General features: G+C 68.9%; 16 protein-coding genes. 12 read left to right on the top strand and 4 right to left on the bottom strand.

Annotated elements, in window-relative coordinates:
* Positions 1 to 10 precede the first annotated feature (10 nt).
* Both PQV94_RS09030 and PQV94_RS09025 read left to right on the top strand, forming a co-directional pair.
* The gene (locus PQV94_RS09030; protein WP_274285538.1) at positions 11 to 1,513 is read left to right on the top strand and encodes an amino acid permease; all 1,503 of its coding nucleotides are present in this window, start codon (positions 11 to 13) and stop codon (positions 1,511 to 1,513) included.
* Positions 1,510 to 2,472, top strand: coding sequence for an asparaginase domain-containing protein (locus PQV94_RS09025; protein ID WP_274285537.1), 963 nt, complete (start codon positions 1,510 to 1,512; stop codon positions 2,470 to 2,472). Before PQV94_RS09030 ends, PQV94_RS09025 begins: the two co-directional genes overlap by 4 nt.
* On the opposite strand, the gene PQV94_RS09020 is transcribed toward PQV94_RS09025, so the two are convergent.
* Positions 2,436 to 2,978 carry an AAA family ATPase gene (locus PQV94_RS09020; protein ID WP_274285536.1) on the bottom strand — a complete coding sequence of 181 codons (543 nt, stop codon included), beginning with the start codon at positions 2,976 to 2,978 and terminating at the stop codon, positions 2,436 to 2,438. The genes PQV94_RS09025 and PQV94_RS09020 overlap by 37 nt on opposite strands.
* A gap of 94 nt (positions 2,979 to 3,072) precedes the next feature.
* Between PQV94_RS09020 and PQV94_RS09015 the strand changes: the two genes are divergently transcribed.
* From PQV94_RS09015 to PQV94_RS09005, 3 genes are all read left to right on the top strand, one after another.
* Positions 3,073 to 3,858, top strand: coding sequence for an SseB family protein (locus tag PQV94_RS09015; RefSeq protein WP_274285535.1), 786 nt, complete (start codon positions 3,073 to 3,075; stop codon positions 3,856 to 3,858).
* 55 nt (positions 3,859 to 3,913) lie between these two features.
* The gene (locus tag PQV94_RS09010; RefSeq protein WP_274285534.1) at positions 3,914 to 4,135 is read left to right on the top strand and encodes a hypothetical protein; all 222 of its coding nucleotides are present in this window, start codon (positions 3,914 to 3,916) and stop codon (positions 4,133 to 4,135) included.
* 62 nt (positions 4,136 to 4,197) lie between these two features.
* Positions 4,198 to 5,667, top strand: a complete 1,470-nt coding sequence (locus PQV94_RS09005; RefSeq protein WP_274285533.1) for a glycoside hydrolase family 28 protein — start codon at positions 4,198 to 4,200, stop codon at positions 5,665 to 5,667.
* Positions 5,668 to 5,680: 13 nt separating this feature from the next.
* Here PQV94_RS09005 and PQV94_RS09000 read toward each other — a convergent pair whose 3' ends face one another.
* Together PQV94_RS09000 and PQV94_RS08995 are read right to left on the bottom strand one after the other, a co-directional pair.
* Entirely contained in the window at positions 5,681 to 7,180 is a 1,500-nt protein-coding gene (locus PQV94_RS09000) for an amino acid permease (RefSeq protein ID WP_274288254.1), read from the bottom strand.
* Between the two features lie 110 nt (positions 7,181 to 7,290).
* Positions 7,291 to 7,896 carry a winged helix-turn-helix transcriptional regulator gene (locus tag PQV94_RS08995; RefSeq protein WP_274285532.1) on the bottom strand — a complete coding sequence of 202 codons (606 nt, stop codon included), beginning with the start codon at positions 7,894 to 7,896 and terminating at the stop codon, positions 7,291 to 7,293.
* 64 nt (positions 7,897 to 7,960) lie between these two features.
* On the opposite strand from PQV94_RS08995, the gene PQV94_RS08990 reads away from it, so the two are divergent.
* The 5 genes from PQV94_RS08990 (at position 7,961) to PQV94_RS08970 (ending at position 13,790) form a co-directional block, all read left to right on the top strand.
* Positions 7,961 to 8,872, top strand: coding sequence for an alpha/beta fold hydrolase (locus PQV94_RS08990; protein ID WP_274285531.1), 912 nt, complete (start codon positions 7,961 to 7,963; stop codon positions 8,870 to 8,872).
* Between the two features lie 32 nt (positions 8,873 to 8,904).
* Entirely contained in the window at positions 8,905 to 9,753 is an 849-nt protein-coding gene (locus PQV94_RS08985; RefSeq protein ID WP_274285530.1) for a CPBP family intramembrane glutamic endopeptidase, read from the top strand.
* The gene (locus PQV94_RS08980) at positions 9,750 to 9,977 is read left to right on the top strand and encodes a hypothetical protein (protein WP_274285529.1); all 228 of its coding nucleotides are present in this window, start codon (positions 9,750 to 9,752) and stop codon (positions 9,975 to 9,977) included. Before PQV94_RS08985 ends, PQV94_RS08980 begins: the two co-directional genes overlap by 4 nt.
* A gap of 124 nt (positions 9,978 to 10,101) precedes the next feature.
* Positions 10,102 to 10,755, top strand: a complete 654-nt coding sequence (locus PQV94_RS08975; protein ID WP_274285528.1) for a formylglycine-generating enzyme family protein — start codon at positions 10,102 to 10,104, stop codon at positions 10,753 to 10,755.
* 32 nt (positions 10,756 to 10,787) lie between these two features.
* Positions 10,788 to 13,790 carry a DUF2207 domain-containing protein gene (locus tag PQV94_RS08970; RefSeq protein WP_274285527.1) on the top strand — a complete coding sequence of 1,001 codons (3,003 nt, stop codon included), beginning with the start codon at positions 10,788 to 10,790 and terminating at the stop codon, positions 13,788 to 13,790.
* Between the two features lie 10 nt (positions 13,791 to 13,800).
* On the opposite strand, the gene PQV94_RS08965 is transcribed toward PQV94_RS08970, so the two are convergent.
* Positions 13,801 to 15,813: a DUF262 domain-containing protein gene (locus tag PQV94_RS08965; RefSeq protein ID WP_274285526.1), complete on the bottom strand. Its 2,013-nt coding sequence runs from the start codon at positions 15,811 to 15,813 to the stop codon at positions 13,801 to 13,803.
* A 162-nt stretch (positions 15,814 to 15,975) separates the two neighbouring features.
* On the opposite strand from PQV94_RS08965, the gene PQV94_RS08960 reads away from it, so the two are divergent.
* Together PQV94_RS08960 and PQV94_RS08955 are read left to right on the top strand one after the other, a co-directional pair.
* On the top strand, positions 15,976 to 16,749 hold the full coding sequence (locus PQV94_RS08960; protein ID WP_137417202.1) for a hypothetical protein: 774 nt from the start codon (positions 15,976 to 15,978) through the stop codon (positions 16,747 to 16,749).
* A 130-nt stretch (positions 16,750 to 16,879) separates the two neighbouring features.
* The gene (locus PQV94_RS08955; RefSeq protein ID WP_274285525.1) at positions 16,880 to 17,311 is read left to right on the top strand and encodes a hypothetical protein; all 432 of its coding nucleotides are present in this window, start codon (positions 16,880 to 16,882) and stop codon (positions 17,309 to 17,311) included.
* Positions 17,312 to 17,354: the final 43 nt, after the last annotated feature.

The raw sequence follows: 17,354 nt of genomic DNA, 5'->3' as shown, positions 1-17,354 counted from the left end.
GCGAGAACCCATGACAACGGAGTCGAGCACCTCACAGACGGAGGCCGCGCTGCTGCGCACGGCCTCGATCGCCCAGGCCGAAGGCGCGGGCTTCCACAAGGGTCTGCGTCCGCGCCAGATCCAGATGATCGCCATCGGCGGCGCGATCGGAACGGGCCTGTTCATGGGTGCCGGCGGCCGACTCGCGACGGCGGGACCGGCGCTCGTGCTCGTCTACGCGGTTTGCGCCGTGTTCGCCTTCCTCGTGATGCGCGCACTCGGTGAATTGATCGTGCACCGCCCCTCCACCGGCTCGTTCGTGTCGTACGCCCGCGAGTTCTACGGCGAGAAGATGGCGTTCGCTGCGGGGTGGATGTACTGGCTCAACTGGGCGATGACCTCGGTCGCCGATGTCACCGCCGTCGCGCTGTACATGAACTTCTTCAAGCAGTACGTGCCCGCGCTCGTCGGCATCCCGCAGTGGGTGTTCGCACTCGTCGCCCTCGTGCTGGTGCTCGCGATGAATCTGCTCTCCGTGAAGGTCTTCGGCGAGCTCGAGTTCTGGTTCGCGATCATCAAGGTCGCCGCCCTCGTCACCTTCCTGGTCGTCGGCATCTTCTTCGTCGTCACCGGCACACCCGTCGCCGGGACCACCCCCGGCTTCCACCTCATCGTCGACAACGGGGGAGTATTCCCCAACGGCATCCTCCCCGCCCTCATCGTGGTGCAGGGCGTCGTGTTCGCCTACGCCTCGATCGAGCTCGTCGGCACGGCCGCGGGCGAGACCGAGAACGCGCGCAAGATCATGCCGAAGGCGATCCGTGCCGTCGTGTTCCGCCTCGCCGTCTTCTATGTCGGCTCGGTGCTGCTGTTCGCCCTCCTTCTGCCGTTCTCGAGCTACAAGGCCGGCGAGAGCCCCTTCGTCACCTTCTTCGGATCGATCGGCGTGCAGGGCGCGGATGTCATCATGAACCTCGTCGTGCTGACGGCGGTGGTCTCCTCCCTCAACGCCGGCCTGTACTCCACGGGCCGCATCCTCCACTCGATGGCGGTCACGGGATCCGCGCCGGCGCCCCTCATGCGCATGAACCGGGCGGGCGTGCCCTACATGGGCATCGCGGTCACCGCGGTCGTCACCGCCCTCGGCGTCGTGCTCAACGCGCTCGTTCCCTCGCAGGCGTTCGAGATCGCCCTGAACGTCTCGGCCCTCGGCATCATCAGCGCCTGGGCAGTCATCATCCTCTGCCAGATCAAACTGCAGCGACTGGCGCGATCCGGCGTGATGGAGCGCCCGTCGTTCCGGATGCCGGGAGCCCCCTACACCGGCTGGGTGACCCTCGTCTTCCTCGCCGCCGTCATCGTCCTCATGGCACTCGACTTCCCGATCGGCACCTTCACGGTCGGTTCGCTCATCGTGATCGTGCCCGCCCTCATCGGCGGCTGGTTCCTGCTGCGCGACCGCATTCGGATGCTGGCCGCCGAGCAGACCGGCACGATCGCCGCACTGCAGCGCACGGACGAGGGCGGCTCGTGAGCGAAGGTCACCTCGTCGTCATCGCGACCGGCGGCACCATCGCCAGCCGCCGGTCGCCCGACGGATCGAGCGCTCCCGTCCTCGGCGGGAGCGCTCTGCTCCACGGCCTCGCCGAGGGCGACGACGTACGTGTCGTCGACGCGTTGGCGGCCGACTCGGCGACCTTCACGCTCGCCGACATGCAGCACATCGTCGATGCGGTCGCGCGTGCCACCGACGACGAGGGCGTGCGTGGCGTGCTCGTGCTGCACGGCACGGACTCGCTCGAGGAGACGTCGCTGCTCGCTGCAATCCAGGTGGGTTCACCGCGTGTGCCTGTCGTCTTCACGGGTGCCCAGTTCACGTCCGACCACCCTGCCTCGGACGGCCCCGACAACATCCGCGTCGCCCTTGCCGCGGCCCGTGCCGCGGAGCCCGGCGTCTGGGTCGCGTTCGGCGGCCGCATCCTCTCGACCTGGGGTCTGTCGAAGCTGACGACGGACCGTGCGGACGCCTTCGGGCACGCGCGAGAGGATGCGGCGGCCGTACCTCACCTCACCGGCGATGTGTCACAGCTCCGCGTCGACGTCGTCGCGCTGCCGCCCGGCGCCGACGACCTGCACGTGAGGGCCAGCCTCGCGGCCGGAGCGGACGGCATCGTCCTCGAAGCGCTCGGGTCGGGGAACACGACCCCCACGGTCGTCCACGCCGTGCGCGACGCGGTGGCCGGCGGCATCCCGGTCGTCGTTTCGAGCCGGGTACCCCGGGGGCTCCTGGTCCCGTCGTACGGCGGAGGCGGAGGAGGTGCCGACCTTGCCGAAGCGGGAGCCCTGCACTCGCCGACCCTGCGCCCGGGCCAGGCCCGCATCCTGCTGGCGGCGTTGCTGGCAAGCGGTGCCGACCGCGACCTCATTGCCGCCGCGGTGGCGGGGCGGGCGCCAGATCAGTCCTCGGGAGCCACCAGCGTTTCCAGTGCATGAAGACGCTGGGCCGGCGACCCGGTCAGCTCCACCACCCGTGTCCGGCCCACGATGTCGGAGTCGTCGACGAGCTCGAGCAGGACGTCGTTCATCGCCTCGCGCAGCGCGAGATGCTCGTCGGTCGGCACGTCGATCGCGTCCGCCGATGTGAGGGGCAGGACGGCCAGGAGATCGACCGTACGCAGCGCCTCAGCGGTGCGATCGGTGGCCAGCCGAAGAACGTCCTCGTCCAATGGGCGTCCGGTGAGGTCCGCGAGAGCGAGAAGGTACGCGAGGAAGTCCAGTGGGCCGCGCTCGGCGATGACATCGGCGGGGCCGTCCTCGGTGAGCCGTTCCGCCGCGATCCGAAGCTGCGCGGCGAACATGCTCGCGCGCGGGGTGTCGTCCGCTTCATCCATCGACTCGAACGGATCCGTCAGAACGACGAACTGCGGATGCCGCCCGGCGAAGTCGGAGATGAGGGTGCTCTTGCCACTGGCGTGAGTGCCGGACACGACGATGCGCACGAGTCGAAGCTATCTCGCTCCGGCCGCTTACCGGAATGCTGAGCCCTGTGGCAAGACGCGCGAGTCGATGCGGGCCGGCGGTCAAGATGGCAGGGTGAGCGAGAACACACGTGATGCCCTGGTCCGCGAGTTGGACCGTCGCAAGAAGGCCTTCCGTGCGGCGGCGGGGAACACCGAAGCCGAGATGGCCGTCTGGGAGGCGGCGGCGAAGCTACCCGAGTGGTTCATCGTCAACCGTGGGACACCCGAAGAGCCGATGCCCGGCGGATTCCAATTCGACGGCGTCGGCACGCTCATCGGGGTCTACAGCACCGCCGAGCGTGCGGCGGAGTTGGGAGGCATGGAGGCTGCCCTTCTCGCCGTTCCGCTGCCGCAGGTGCTCGACTGGCTGGCATCCTTTGCGCAAAACGGTGTCGCCGGGATCGTGCTGGACTCGCCGGGACCGTGGACGTCGCTGTCGAACCTGCGCTTCTTCAGGCAGTGGATTCCGGCGGAGCGTGATTCGCCAGCTGCCGTCGTCATCGCTCCCCGCGTACAGGCTGCCGCCGACGCCTACACGGCGGCGCAAGACGACGGGACCTACGCCGCGGTCGTCCGGGAGATCGCGGATGCCGAGCTGTTCGTCGTCCTGGATCCGAACGTTGACGACTCCCCTCCTGCCAGCATCGTCAACGGTCGCGGCGAGCGGATCCTCCTGGCCTTCACCGACTCGGAACGAGTCGACGCGATCTACGCGGGCAAGGAGATCACCGTGGTCCCGCGCTCCGGGCGCGAGATCCTGCGGCTCATCGGCGGCGCGTTCGATGTGCTGGTGCTCGATCCCCAGCATCCGTCGTCGTTCGCACTGACGCCCGAGTGGATCGGCGACGATCTGCGCTGATCGACGGGAGATCTTGGCTCTTCCCCTCCCGTCGACGGAACGGCAGAATCGTGCCGTGTCCATGAGTGAGCCGTTCATGCCCGCCCACGAACCCCACCCCTCCGACGACCCCCGCGACATCGATCTCGATCACGATGCCGACGTGATCGCTGGCCCTGCTGACGACGACGCGGCGACGGATGCGGCCGAGCCGAGCACGCCGAGCGACTTCCGCACCCCGCAACCCGGCGACCGGCTGACCGAAGCCCGGCTGCATGAGGACTTCCACGACAGCTGAAGCCCAGCCGCCGCATCGGCGATCTACGGCGCGCGCATAGATCGCGCTGCGAGCATCCGGCGGTGCGGGTTCGATCTGTGGTCTCGGTCGCGCTGCTTCTCCTGGTGGTTCTCAGCGGCTGCGCCGCTCTCCGGGGCATCGCGTCGCATGACGCGGCGACCCTCGCGTCAGGAGACCGCCGCTCCGTCTCAGAGCCCACGGCCCCCGCTGAGACGTGCGCGACCGTCGCCGCCCAGCTCGCCCTGACCGACGGCACCGCCGACGACGCCGACGAGGCCGCCCCGCCCGACACGGCACGGATCCAGCAGGCGTTGGACGGTTGCGCTCAGACCGGCGATGCGGTCGTGGCGGTGCGACTGGCGGCATCCGGAGCGCTGACGGACTTCCTCACGGCACCTCTCACGCTTCGGCAGGGCGAGGTGCTCCTGCTCGACTCCACCGTGACGCTCTTCGCCTCGCGCAACCCCGCCGACTACCAGATCGCGGGTCGGGAGAGCTGCGGCACGGTGGGCAGGAGCGGTGGCGGGTGCGCGCCGCTGTTGACGCTCGCCGGCGCGCACAGCGGTCTGGCGTCGACACCGGATGCGGCAGGACGACAGGGGCGCATCGACGGACGCGGCGGTGCGACGACGCTGGGCGCGTCGCAGAGCTGGTGGGACCTCGCTCAGGCGGCGAAAGGGCACGGCATCCAGAACGTCCCGCGGCTCGTGCAGGCGACGAAAGCCGATGATGTCAGCGTGCACGACATCGACCTCGTCGATTCGCCCGGCATCCACGTCTCGTTCCAGAACGCCGACGGACTCACCGTCTGGGGAGTACGCATTCAGACGCCCGCCACCGCGCGCAACACCGACGGGATCGACCCGGCGGGAGCAACGGACGTCACGATCGCCGACTCGTGGATCATGGACGGCGATGACGGCATCGCCATCAAGGCCGGCTCGCAACCGTCAGCACACATCTCGATCCTCGGTAACCACCTGTTCGGAACGCACGGCATCTCGATCGGAAGCGAGACGACAGCGGGGGTAAGCGACGTGCTCGTCGCCGACGACACCGTCAGTGGCACCGACGCGCTCGGCAACGCCAGCGCGTCATCGATCGGCATCCGGATCAAGAGCTCGCCCAAGGTCGGCGGCATCGTGCGGCAGGTGACGTATCGCCGGATCTGCGTCGATGCCGTCAAAGCGCCGATCGACATCGATCCGTTCTACGGCGGCTCGAACGGTCCGAACGTTCCGCGGTTCCAGGACATCGTGGTGTCGGGTCTGCGCGCCACGAATTCGCCCCACGGCGCGACCTCGGTGCTGAAGGGGGTGGATGCCGCGCATCCGCTGCGCGTGCGACTAGAGAACGTCGATGTGGACGCAGGTGCGGTTCAGGCCTCCGACGCGGACATCGCCGCATCCGGCGTCGTGTTCGGGGGAGCTGCACTGGACTCGGACGGCTCCGACGTGCACGTCTCGGATGCGGATGCACCGAGCCTCACCGAGGCGGCGCCGTGCGTGTTCCCCGCCTACCCCTCGCTGTGACGCGGCGGCGTACTCATTCCTTGGGCGGTGCCACGACCCGCGGCGTCGCGGGGTTCAGGAAATCGCCCGTGCCGACGCGCGAGTGCCGGCGGGAGTAGGCGAAGTAGATCGCGACGCCGAGGGCGAGCCAGACGAGGAAGCGCAACCATGTCTCGACCGAGAGGTTCAGCATCAGGTAGGTGCAGATCAGCGCCGACAGGATGGGGAGCACGGGATTCCACGGCACGCGGAAGCCGCGCTTCAGGTCGGGACGCGTGCGACGCAGGACGACGACTCCCACCGACACCAGCACGAACGCCGACAGTGTGCCGATGTTCACCATCTGCTCGAGGACACCGACGGGCGTGACGCCGGCGACGACGGCGACGACGATCGTGACGACGATCGAGATGACCCACGGGGTGCGCCAGCGCGGGTGCACGCGCGCGAGCTTCTGCGGGAGAAGGCCGTCGCGCGACATGGCGAAGATGATGCGCGTCGCACCGATCAGCAGCGTCAGCACGACCGTGGTGAGACCGGCCACCGCGCCCGCGGAGATCACCGTCGCCATCCATGACTGTCCGTGGTAGGTGAACGCGTTGGCGAGAGCCGCGTCGGGGTCGAGGTCGCGATACGAGACCATGCCTGTGACCACGAGCGCCACGGCGCAGTACAGGATCGTGCAGATGATGAGGGAGGCGATGATGCCGATCGGCATGTCGCGCTGCGGCCGCCGCGTTTCCTCCGCGGTGGTCGCGACGACATCGAACCCGATGTAGGCGAAGAACACGAGGGCCGCACCCGCGAGGATGCCGCCGACGCCGAATGTGGCCGGCTCGATGCCGGACAGGAACTGCAGGAGCGGCTGCGTGAGGCCAGAGGCGGATGCGGTGCCCTCGGCCGCGGGGACGAACGGCGCGTAGTTGGCCGGGTTCACGAACATGAGCCCGGCAACGATGACGAACAGCACGATGAAGAGCTTGACCGCGACGAGCACGAGGTTGACGCGCAGCGACTCCTTGATGCCGATCGTCATCAAGGTACCGAGGACCAGGACGAGCAGGATGGCCGGCACATCCACCACGCCGCCGTGGGAGAGCTGCTCCGGAAGCACGATGCCGAGCTGTTCGAGGAAGGCGCCGAGGTAGGCGCTCCATCCCTGCGCGACCACACTCGCACCGAGGAACATCTCGAGGATGAGGTCCCATCCGATGATCCAGGCGAAGAACTCGCCGAGCGACGCGTACGAGAACGTGTACGCCGACCCCGACACCGGCACGGTCGAAGCGAACTCGGCGTAGCACATGGCCGCGAGGGCACACGCGATCGCGGCGATCACGAAGCTGATCACGATCGAGGGCCCGGCGACCTCGTGCGCGGCACGTCCCGTGAGCGTGAAGATTCCCGCGCCGATCACGACGCCCACGCCGAAGACGGTCAGATCGAGCGCGCTGAGCGATTTCTTGAGGCGGAACTCCGGTTCCTCGGTGTCGGCGATGGACTGCTCGACCGACTTCGTGCGGAGAAGACTCACGTGGTGCTCGCTTTCGACGGATTCCGTGGCGTGCGGAGCCACTCAGGGAGGATAACCGCCGTCCCCGGTGTGCGCACATCCGCGTGCGCCGTGTGTACAGCGGGGGATCGTCAGGAGAGAATGCCGCTTCGAGCCCGCCCGAGGAGGTCGTCCGGGTCGTCGATGCTGCCCCCGCGCTGTACGAGGGCGGCGATCGGAAGTGCTCCGGCGAGGGCGCCGAGCACGGCTGCCGGCGGGCCGTCGAGGACGGCGCGTTCCTCGGCGCTCTCGGCTCCGAACTCGACGCGCACGAGGCTCGAGTTCTCGTCGACCGTCGCGGACGCCCGGATCTGCGGGCCGGGGGGCAGGAGCGCTTCGGCGGCCAGCCCGACCCACTCTCCGCGCACGGTATCGCCGTCCCTCGGGCCGTCCGTCATGAAGCCGGCGCCCCAGCGGATGAGGGCGAAGACAGGCTCGCGCAGCTGCGCTCCGCGAGGGGTCAGCGAATAGACGACCGCCTTCTTTCCCGCCTCGTCCGTCCGGCTGACGATTCCCGCCTCCTCCATAGTCCGGAGCCTGGCGGTCAGCAGGTTGCTGGCGACGCCGGGCAGCGACGCTCGTAGCTGCCGGAACCTTCGCGGTTCGATCAGCAGTTCTCGCACGATGAGGAGGTTCCAGCGGTCCCCGATCACGTCGAGGGCCACCGCGAGCCCGCAGAACTGGTGATAGCCGCTCACAACTGCTCCTTGCTCTCGTGCACGCTGACGGTTTAAATTATCCACCATCTGAGGGGAGATGTTCATGGACACGAAGGAACAGGCGGTCCGGCCGTCGTGGGTGGACCGAGATGAGTACCCGTTCTCGAGTGCGATCGCGAACGTCGGCGGCCACCGCATCCACTACGTCGACACGGCCGCACCGGGACAGAGCGGGCCCACACTGCTGTTCCTGCATGGAAACCCGACCTGGTCGTTCGTGTACCGCGACGTCATCCGCGCGCTGCCGGCATCCGTGAGATGCGTCGCGCCGGATCTGCCCGGCTTCGGCCTGTCGGATGCGGCGGACGACTTCGACGGCACCTTCGTCGCGCATGCCGACGTCATCGAGCGCTTCGTCGATGCTCTCGGCCTGGAGGACGTCGTGCTCGTCGCGCAGGACTGGGGAGGTCCGATCGGCCTGCGACTGCTGGAGCGGACTCCGGAGAGGTTCCGGGGGGTGGCGCTGTGCAACACGTGGGCGTGGCCTGTCGCCGACGACCCCCACTTCGCGCGGTTCGCCGGCGCGATGGGCGGCCGAGTGGGGGCGTTCTTCACCCGTCATGGCAATCTCTTCGTGAACCTGATGATCCCCATCGGTCACCGACGTCGTCGGGTGACGCGAGCCGAGATGGCGCACTACCGCCGCGCTCTGGGCACCGCACGGCGGCGGGGATTCAGCGCGGTTCTCCCACGGGAGATCGTGGCGGCGACGCCCCACCTGGTGGAACTGGAGGCCGGTCTCTCGGTCCTGTCCGCGATACCCGTTCTGATCATGTGGGGTGACCGCGACATCGCGTTCCGGGAGCCCGAGCTCGCCCGGTGGCGCACCATCGCCCCGCACGCGCACGTCGAGGTGATCGAGGGGGCCGGACACTTCCTGCCCTCCGATGCCCCGGCGGAGGTGGCGGCGTCGCTTCGCGGGTGGTTGGCGAATATCCCCGGCGCGGCGAAGTAGCGCGCGGACGCGCGCGGGTGTGCACTGACGACATGACCGGCTCGGGCCGCATCCCGGAGGCAGCCGCACGCCGCGGCGGTGTTGCGGTGTTCCTGTGCGTCACGTTCGGCGTGACGTGGATCGTGTGGGCGCCGCTCGTCGTCGAGGCGCAGTCCGGAGGGCTGGGTCAGGTGCCGTGGACGTTCTTCCTCGGGTCGCTCGGGCCCGCCTGCGGCGCGCTGGCCGCATCCTTCTGGGAAGGCGGGCGTGCGGAGCTGCGGAGATGGGCACGGCGGGCGTTCTCGGTGCGGTTCCCCGCGCGGTGGTGGATCGCTGCTGTCGGCATGCCCGTGGCGTATTTCCTCATCGGATACGGGGTTGCCGCGGTGGTCTCCGGCTCCTGGCCGGATCTGGCCGGGTTCGGCGCGACCGACAAGCTGCCCGGTCTGGCCTGGCCCCTCGTGGCGCTCGTGTGGGTCGTCACGTTCGGGTTGGGGGAGGAATCGGGGTGGCGCGGCTGGCTCCTGCCCGCGCTGACACGCAGGATGCCGGTGTTCTGGGCGACGCTGGTCGTCGCCGCGGTATGGATCGGCTGGCACGCTCCGGCGTTCTTCTTCAATCCCACCTACACCGCGATGGGCGCCGGGATCGTCGGCTGGATCCTCGCACTCGTGACGGGCTCATTCCTCCTGTCATGGATGTCGCAGGGGGCACGCTGGAGCATCGTGCCGGTGCTGATCTGGCACGCCGGATTCGACCTCTTGACGGCTGCGGATCAGTCCGCGGGCGTCATCGCGTCCACCATCAGCGCGATCGTGATGGCACAGGGACTCGTGTGCGCTTGGTTGTTGTGGCGCAATGCTCGCGCTCGCCGAGTGCCCGCACCTATGCTCAGCCCATGAGTGAGCCAACGCAGGAACAGCTCGAAGCCTCCGACAAGGTCGAGAAGCGCACGGTGGGTGGAGAGATCCGCTACTACCTCAAGAACATCAAGGAGCACTGGCCCGCTGTCGTCGAGCAGCATCCGGATGCCGCGGGCCACGAGGCGTGGTGGACGTCGGACGGCAAGTTTCACGCGACCCACGAGCAGCTCCGCCGCGACGCGATGGTCGGCGGCATCGTCTAGCCCTCCCGTCCTCACCCCGAGACTGCATCTCCCGCACGAGATCACTGTCATTACCCGTGATCTCGTGCTCGAAATGCTGTTTCGCGGAGGAGGCGTCGAGGCAGGGGCGACGTAGGGTGGCGGGATGGTCGACATCGAGATGCGGGCGCTCGATGGCGGAACGGTGACGCTGGGCGACGCGCGCGGACGATCGCGACGCACCGTCGAGGTCGATGCCTTCGAGATCGGGGTTTACCCCGTGACGGAGGAGGTCCTCGCGGAGTTGCTCGGCATCGAGGTGCGCCACCCGCGAGTGCCGGCCACCGACCTGAGCTGGCTGCGCGCGGTGCGCCTGTGCAATGCCGCATCCGAGTGGGAGGGGCTGGATCCCGCCTACGGCTTCGACGGCGCGGAGGTCACCTGGCACCGGGACGCCGACGGCTACCGGCTTCCGACCGAGGCGGAGTGGGAGTACGCCTGCCGCGCCGGGTCCGCTGCCGCGCACTACGGTCCGCTGACGGAGGTCGCGTGGACGGCAGCGGACGGGGTGGCTCGCGCGCAGCCGGTGGGCGGCAAGATGCCCAACCTGAACGGGCTCTTCGACACGCTCGGCAACGTGTGGGAGTGGTGCTGGGACCTCCTCGACCCTTCGGGAGACGACGACCGTCGCGTGTTCCGCGGCGGCAGCTTCGCGAGTGACGCGTTCAGCGCCCGGGCATCCACGCGCCGCGGTGCGCTCCCGGATGCGGGCGGTGACGACATAGGAATGCGGCTGGCTCGCGGTCCACAAGAGTCCTAGGGCGCCCTGCGCGACCCCCTACGCTGGGTCGGATGAGCGACGCGGGGGACACGGGGGAGCTGGCCCCGCGCGCGGACGACGAGGAGCGATTCGCCGACGACCGTCCTCGTCCCACACCTTTGTGGGCCTTCCTGTCGCGACGGCTGATGCGGTGGGAGGCCTGGCTGCGCTCGCATGGCGGCCGGCCCCTTCGCATGACGATCGGCGGGTTCTGGATCGCCGTGACGGCGATCGCTGCGTTCCTGTTGGTCGGGCCGATCATCAACCCGCCGCTCGGGCTGGAAGAGATCACCGATTCCGCCGAAAACGCCACCGACACGTGGATCGCGCGGGACTTCGACGTCGACTACACGCTCACGCGGGACGATGACGGGCGGCTGCAGGCGGAGGTCGTGGAAACCATCACGGCCTTCTTCCCCGACGATGTGGACGAGTCGGGCATCCGGCGCGTGCTGTCGACCCAGTACCAAGGACACGATCTCGCACCACGCGACGTGGCGGCGTCGATCGACGGCGTCACTGTCGAGCCCCGTCTGCGGGAGAGGGGTGATCGGCTGACGTTCGTGCTCGACACGGGCGAACGGCTCAGCGGCGATCACGAGTTCGTGCTGCGCTACCGCATCCAGGACCTCGCCTACATATCCACCGATGACGTCACGGGTGACCCCGTCGATCTGCTGGAGTGGAGCGTGTTCGGGCCGGACTGGCCGCAGGGATTCGCGGCGCTCGACGTGAGCGTCACCGTGCCGGACGAGCTCGATGCACTGCTCGTTCGTCAACCCTCCGGTGGCGTCGCCTGGACTCTGGTGAGCGGGATGGACTGGCTGGAGCCCGAGGACGACTCCCCGTCGGGCCAGAAGGTGTACGCGTTCACCGTCGACCAGAACGTGCCCCCGCACGCGACCGCGTGGTTCCGGATGCTGTTTCCCGAGGGCACCTTCGCCATGCCGCCGCCGACCGGCCTGTTCCTGCTGCAGACCTTCGGCCCGCTCCTGCCGCTGGCGATCCTGCTGCTCACGCTGCCGTTCGCGATCGCCGCGCGGGCCGTGGCGTGGAGCGACGCCCGCGGCCGCCCCTGGTATGTCGCGCAGTCTGACCCGCCGAAGCGTGTCTCCGTCGCGCAGGCCGTGCAGATCGTCCAACGCCCCCGCAACCGTGAGCTCGCGCTCGCCGTCGCCGCGGTGCGCGGTACACGGCGCTCCGCCAGGCGTACGGCCCTGATCGCGGCGGGGCGCGCTGCGCGGCGGAGCGGCCGGGTCGGCGATGGATTCCGGGCACGGGCGGGATACGTGCTCGACCGAACCAGATCGCGTCAGATCGCGGAGGGATTCCGACGCATCCCGAGCGGCTTCGTCCGTGACTGGTTCATCGCAGCGCCGCTCGCGCTGACGGTTGTGCAGCTCGCCATCATCCGCCAGCTCTCGCACCAGGAGACGCTCGCCGCGATCTGGTGGCCCGGCCTGTTCGTGTTCGTCTCGCTCGCGGTGTCGGCCATCGTGCTGTGGGTCGCCGTCTCTGCCCGCCCGCTGACTCGGAAGGGTGCTCTCGCGCGGCAGCACCTGGCGGGCATCGGCGTCTACGCCCGTCGCACGTCGATCCTGGAGCGCACCACGATCGACGACGCGCTACTGCCCTATGCCGTTGTCGTGGCGGATCCGCGGGAGGCCGGTCGCCGCGTCTCGGCGCTCGTCGAGCGTGAGCTCGGTGGCGACGCAGAGCTACGCGCATGGCGCACGACGGACTTCCTGTCGTGGCCCCGTCTGCTCGTGCGTGCCGCCGCTGTCCTGATCGCGGCGGCCGCGGTTGTGTTCGTCGCCGTCATACCCAATCCTTACCTGCGGCTCACGACGCACGACCGCTGGGACTTCGACGACCCGGGCACGCTCTATACGCAGGTCGCCAGCGTGGACGTCGACGCCCACCTCAGCGCGGAGGGCGACGAGCCACGTCTCGACGTGGTGCAGACAGCCGTGGTGGACTTCGACGACGAGTCCCGCCGCGTGCCGCAGTTCGCGACCCCGGTGCTCGCAGCGATCGAGGGACAGTCGCTCGGGCTGGAGGTCGACGAGGTGCGCGTCGACGGCGAGGCCGTCCCGTTCCACCTGTCGATCCGCGACGACGCCGGCACCATCACGACAGCGATGACCGAGGTACGCAGCGGCCGGGCCCACGTCGAAGTGCGCTACGCGTACACCTCACCGGCCGTCGCGGGGGAGGCCTCGCGGGCATCGGGGCGAGAGGGGGAGTCGGTCGACCGCATCCGGTGGGCGGCGCTGATCGACGGGTGGGAGAGCGGATGGACGTACCCGTCCGAGCCCGACCCGGTCACTGTCTCGGTGCGCGTCGACGACGACGTGGCGCGGCAGGCCGTCTCGGCCGGCTGGTTGCGGGAGGACCCTGAGACATCCGAGGATGCGCGCGACTGGAAGGACTCGTCGTATGCGTTCGGCGCGCTCGAGAGCGAACTCGAACCGTCACCCAGCTCGGGGGAGAAGGCCGGAACGATCACGGAGTCGGACGATGCGTCGGCGAACGGGCGTGTGCACTCCTTCGAGGTCACCCGCGGTGAGTACGGCTATCCGACGGACAGCCTCTACTCGGATCTGGGGGTACTCATGGAGTTCCCCGCCGGAACGTGGGCGGGTCCTGATCCCGCCGCGCGTGACGCGGAGCAGTTCGCATGGGCGCTTCCCACGATCATCGTGCTCTCGACGGCCTCTGTCGCGGTGGTCCTGGGCCTCGCCGCGGTCATCGTCTGGCGCGTACGGGGAACCCGCCAGATGTCATCCGGACTCGCCCGCGACGTCTTCTGGTGGCTCACTCCGGCGACTGCTCTGGGTGCCATCATCGTGGGCGTGTGGGCTACCACCGACATCCCTGCGGATTGGCCCGAGGTCGCCCTGCAACTCCCCGCGTGCGGCCTTGCTCTGGTCGCCGCGATCGCCGCTGTCGTCGCGGTGCGGCCCGTCGCGGCTCCCAAGCGACCCGACAACCGCGCCTGGATGCGGGCGCGCGACCCGCAGCGAGACGCCTGAGCCCTGCGGCTCAGTCGCGCATCGCGTTGCCGATGTAGGAGTACTTCACGAAGACCTCCGCGGCGATCCCCGCCTCCTCGAGCACGCCCTGCACAGCAGCGAGCATGTAACGCGAGTCCCAGCCCATGTAGAGGAAGGCGCCGTCTCCGAGCTCGTCCCACTGCCCGTTCCACGCGCGCGTCTCATACACGGGGCCGCCGCGTCGCGCGCTGAACGACAGGAGGTCCTCGCGGGCATCGGCCCAGAGGCGTTTGAAGATGCGGTTGAACAGGGACGCGATGTCGTAGATCTCCCAATGCTCGCCGCGGTACTCCACGTACGACCACTCGTGCTGCCAGCCCGGCGGGAAGCCGCGACGCTTCTTCGCATCGAGGATGGGGGTCAGGTCGTCGTCGTCGATGAGCACATCGGCTCTGCGGCGCCACACCGCGAGGAATCGCTCGATGAGCTCGACGGTGCGCCGGGAGATCGCGGCCGTGTTCCATGCCTCGATGTCGGCGACGGATGCGGTCAGCTCGATCGCGCTGCGGCGGTACAGGTCGCGCTTGTCCGGGAACGAGCGGTCGAGCGCACGCTCGGCGAGCGGTTCTTCGAGCAGGGCGAGATTGCCCAGCGTGGCCGCCAGCGCACGGTGGCTGTTCTGCTCGTCCTCCGAGTACTCGCTCCAGGTGCGCACGCCGTCGCCGCTCCAGCCGTCGCCGGGCGTGAGCGGAACGATGTGCTCGACGTCGAGATCCGCCGCGGAGTCGCGCCCGGTGAGGCGCGCCAGCACGTAGGCCGGATGCGGGAGCGGAGTGAACTTCAGGGCGATCCGCATCCGCTCGTCGGAGGGAGTGATGCGCCCGAACGCGTGACGCAGCGCCTCGCGCCCTTCAGCGCGCGCGCGACACAGGCGGGCGACCAGCCGGTCGTTGGTGAGTCCGGCGACCAGCCGGCGCAGCAAGAGCGCCTGCAAATCCTCCAGCGTCTCGATCAGCGCGTCGCGGTCGATGACGCCCTGCTCGTGGTCACGGTAGGCGGCCATGACCAGCGGGAAGGTGCCGCGCCCGAACGTCCCGAGGAAGCGCAGCTGCGCGGCGACGTCCTCGTCGGGAGCGTGCGCGGGTTCGAGGAGCACGCGGTAGATCTCCGAGTAGGCCTTCCACTCGGCCGCATCCCTCTCCAGCGTCTCGGCCTCGAGCACGGGGAACTCGCCGCGGAACGCGTCGTAGACAGCGCGCGTCGCGCCGCCCGTGAGTTCACGCCCGGTGCGCATCACCAGATAGTGGCGCCAGAAGTCCGCGATCGCCTCGCCCGTGTTCTGCTCGATCGGCAGCCAGAACCGCTCCTCGATCTCGGTCTGCTGCGCGTGCGTGAGGCCCATGAGGATGTAGTTGTGGATGAGCTCGTGATCCCGCAGGGGTTCGCCCGTCGAGTTCAGGCTCTCGAAGATCTGCTGCGCATTCGCATCCGCGCCGAGCGCGATGGCCACGTGCTCGAGGCGCTGAAGCCCTCGCCAGATGCGGGGTGCCTCTTCGGGGCGGATCTGGCTGCGGAAGAACGCGTAGTTGTCGTCGAAGCGCGATGTGCGATCCGCGGCGTCGGCAGCTCGTCGATCGAGCACCACGCTCTCGAAGACGTCCGCCCAGGCCCGGTGCGGGCGCAGCTTCGTGCGGTGGGTCTCGTCGCCGCGCACGAGCACCTCGTGCAGGCGTGCCGCGAGCACCGGGTCGCTGTCTCGCACGGTGTGCTCGAGGGCGGCGACCAGAAGCATCAGCGTCGTGATGCGCTGCTGGCCGTCGATCAGTACGAGCTCGGCCGCATCGGAGTCTCCGCCGCGTGACGACAGGATGGACGCCAGGAAATGCGTGTGGCCCTCCGGGAGATCGGCGACCTGGCGCACGTCGGCCAGCAGCTGCTCGCACCCGCCGATGTCCCAGCGGTACTGCCGTTGGTACACGGGCACGACGATGGCGAGGTCGGGATCGCTCAGCCAGGCGATCGTGTTGACGGCGGTCGCATCGACGTTGGTGGCGGTGGCCATGATCCTCGATCTCGTTGCGGGCGGAGCGGGTCGCGCGGGGCGACCAGACCACTCTAGGCCGGGGCAACGGGCCTCCCGGGCATTGCCGGGGAGCCCGAGTAGGCTGACCTTACCTGGGCCAGTAAAAACGCGCTGACCCCCCACCGAAAGGCATGATTCGTCATGGGTTACATCAAGTCCGCCGCTCTCGAGGAGACCGGCTACGTCGTCCTCGACAGCTACAACCAGGAGCTCGATCCCAAAGAGTGGCTCGACATCGAGTACAACGACTGGAAGTCCTCCGGCGACACCCGGTTCGCCCCTCTTGCCAGCGCCTTCGGCGAGATCGAGTGCAACGGGTTCTGGAACCACAAGCCGCCGCGCACCGACAAGGACGGCGTGTGGATCGACTCGCAGGTCGCGAAGGCCCCGAACCTCGTGCGCCGCGCGCAGGAGCCCGGTGCGAATGTCGGTCGTTGCCGTGTCATCGAGCTGCAGCCCACGCCCTACGGCGACTGCCTTTACAACCTTCACCAGGACGACAACAACCGTCTGAACCCGGACGGCACCGGTTGGGTCGTGCGTGGGTTCTTCAACCTGACGGATGACAAGGACAGCTACTTCGTCCTGCGCGAGAACCGCACGGACCCCCGCGGCGAGGTGCGCATCGCGCTTCCCGCCGGCGCCCAGCTGATCATCGACACGCAGCGCCTCTGGCACGCAGCCACGCACAACGGCACCGACCCGCGCTACTGCCTCATCACCTCGTGGACGTCGGGTCCCGAGCTCGACGCCTACATCGAGAAGTACCACGGCGTGAACCACGTCGAGAGCGTCGAGGTCCCGCAGGACGTGCTCGAGCACGGCTACGCCGAGCAGGCTCGTAAGGATGCGGCGCGCGCCGCCTACTACGCGGCGAAGGGTCAGGCGGCCGTCCAGGCCATGAGCGAGGCCTGAGACTCGTCACAACGGTGGCCCGATCCGCAGCGCGGATCGGGCCACCGTTTTGCGTGCAGGCGCTCACCCGTCAAGAGGCGGGGCCGTCAGGAGGCGATGACTCAGGATGGAGCGGAACGAGGGGGAGGGCATGCAGCCGAGTGAAGTGGTCATCGACGCGCCCAGAGCGCGGGCGATGCGGACATGGATGATCGTGACGGTCGTCTGCGCGATCGTGGGCGGGGGTGCGTTGATCGTTGCGGCGATCCTCGCGGTGACGATCCCGTTCGCGGGTTTGGGCGTGGTGCCCGCAGTGCTGATTCTCGCGTTCGGTGGGTTCCCGATCTTCCTCGTCGCGGTCGTGGCGTCGTTCGTGCGTGTCGACATGCACGCGACCGACGGCAAGGCGATCGAGTTCGCGATCGCGAGTGCCGGCTATGGCCAGATCGACGCGCGGCGCCTGTTGCGAGGCGACGCTGTCGTCACTTCGTCCGGGCACTGGGCCCGCCTCCGACGCACCTCGGACGGACAGCGCAGCTGGATGATCGTGACGCTCACCCCAGCGGGGCAGGGGATCGTGTGACCGCACGGCATGTGGTTTTACCCGGCGCAACCGTTTCTTTGTG

This window comes from Microbacterium sp. Clip185 (assembly GCF_028743715.1).
Lineage (GTDB): Bacteria > Actinomycetota > Actinomycetes > Actinomycetales > Microbacteriaceae > Microbacterium.
This window is presented reverse-complemented; position numbering and strand designations above follow the sequence as displayed.

Coding starts and splice junctions, on each gene's coding strand:
- PQV94_RS08990 (WP_274285531.1), top strand. CDS start 7,961: ATGGACACGAAGGAACAGGCGGTCCGGCCGTCGTGGGTGGACCGAGAT.
- PQV94_RS09030 (WP_274285538.1), top strand. CDS start 11: ATGACAACGGAGTCGAGCACCTCACAGACGGAGGCCGCGCTGCTGCGC.
- PQV94_RS08975 (WP_274285528.1), top strand. CDS start 10,102: ATGGTCGACATCGAGATGCGGGCGCTCGATGGCGGAACGGTGACGCTG.
- PQV94_RS08980 (WP_274285529.1), top strand. CDS start 9,750: ATGAGTGAGCCAACGCAGGAACAGCTCGAAGCCTCCGACAAGGTCGAG.
- PQV94_RS08960 (WP_137417202.1), top strand. CDS start 15,976: ATGGGTTACATCAAGTCCGCCGCTCTCGAGGAGACCGGCTACGTCGTC.
- PQV94_RS08985 (WP_274285530.1), top strand. CDS start 8,905: ATGACCGGCTCGGGCCGCATCCCGGAGGCAGCCGCACGCCGCGGCGGT.
- PQV94_RS08965 (WP_274285526.1), bottom strand. CDS start 15,813: ATGGCCACCGCCACCAACGTCGATGCGACCGCCGTCAACACGATCGCC.
- PQV94_RS08970 (WP_274285527.1), top strand. CDS start 10,788: ATGAGCGACGCGGGGGACACGGGGGAGCTGGCCCCGCGCGCGGACGAC.
- PQV94_RS08955 (WP_274285525.1), top strand. CDS start 16,880: ATGCAGCCGAGTGAAGTGGTCATCGACGCGCCCAGAGCGCGGGCGATG.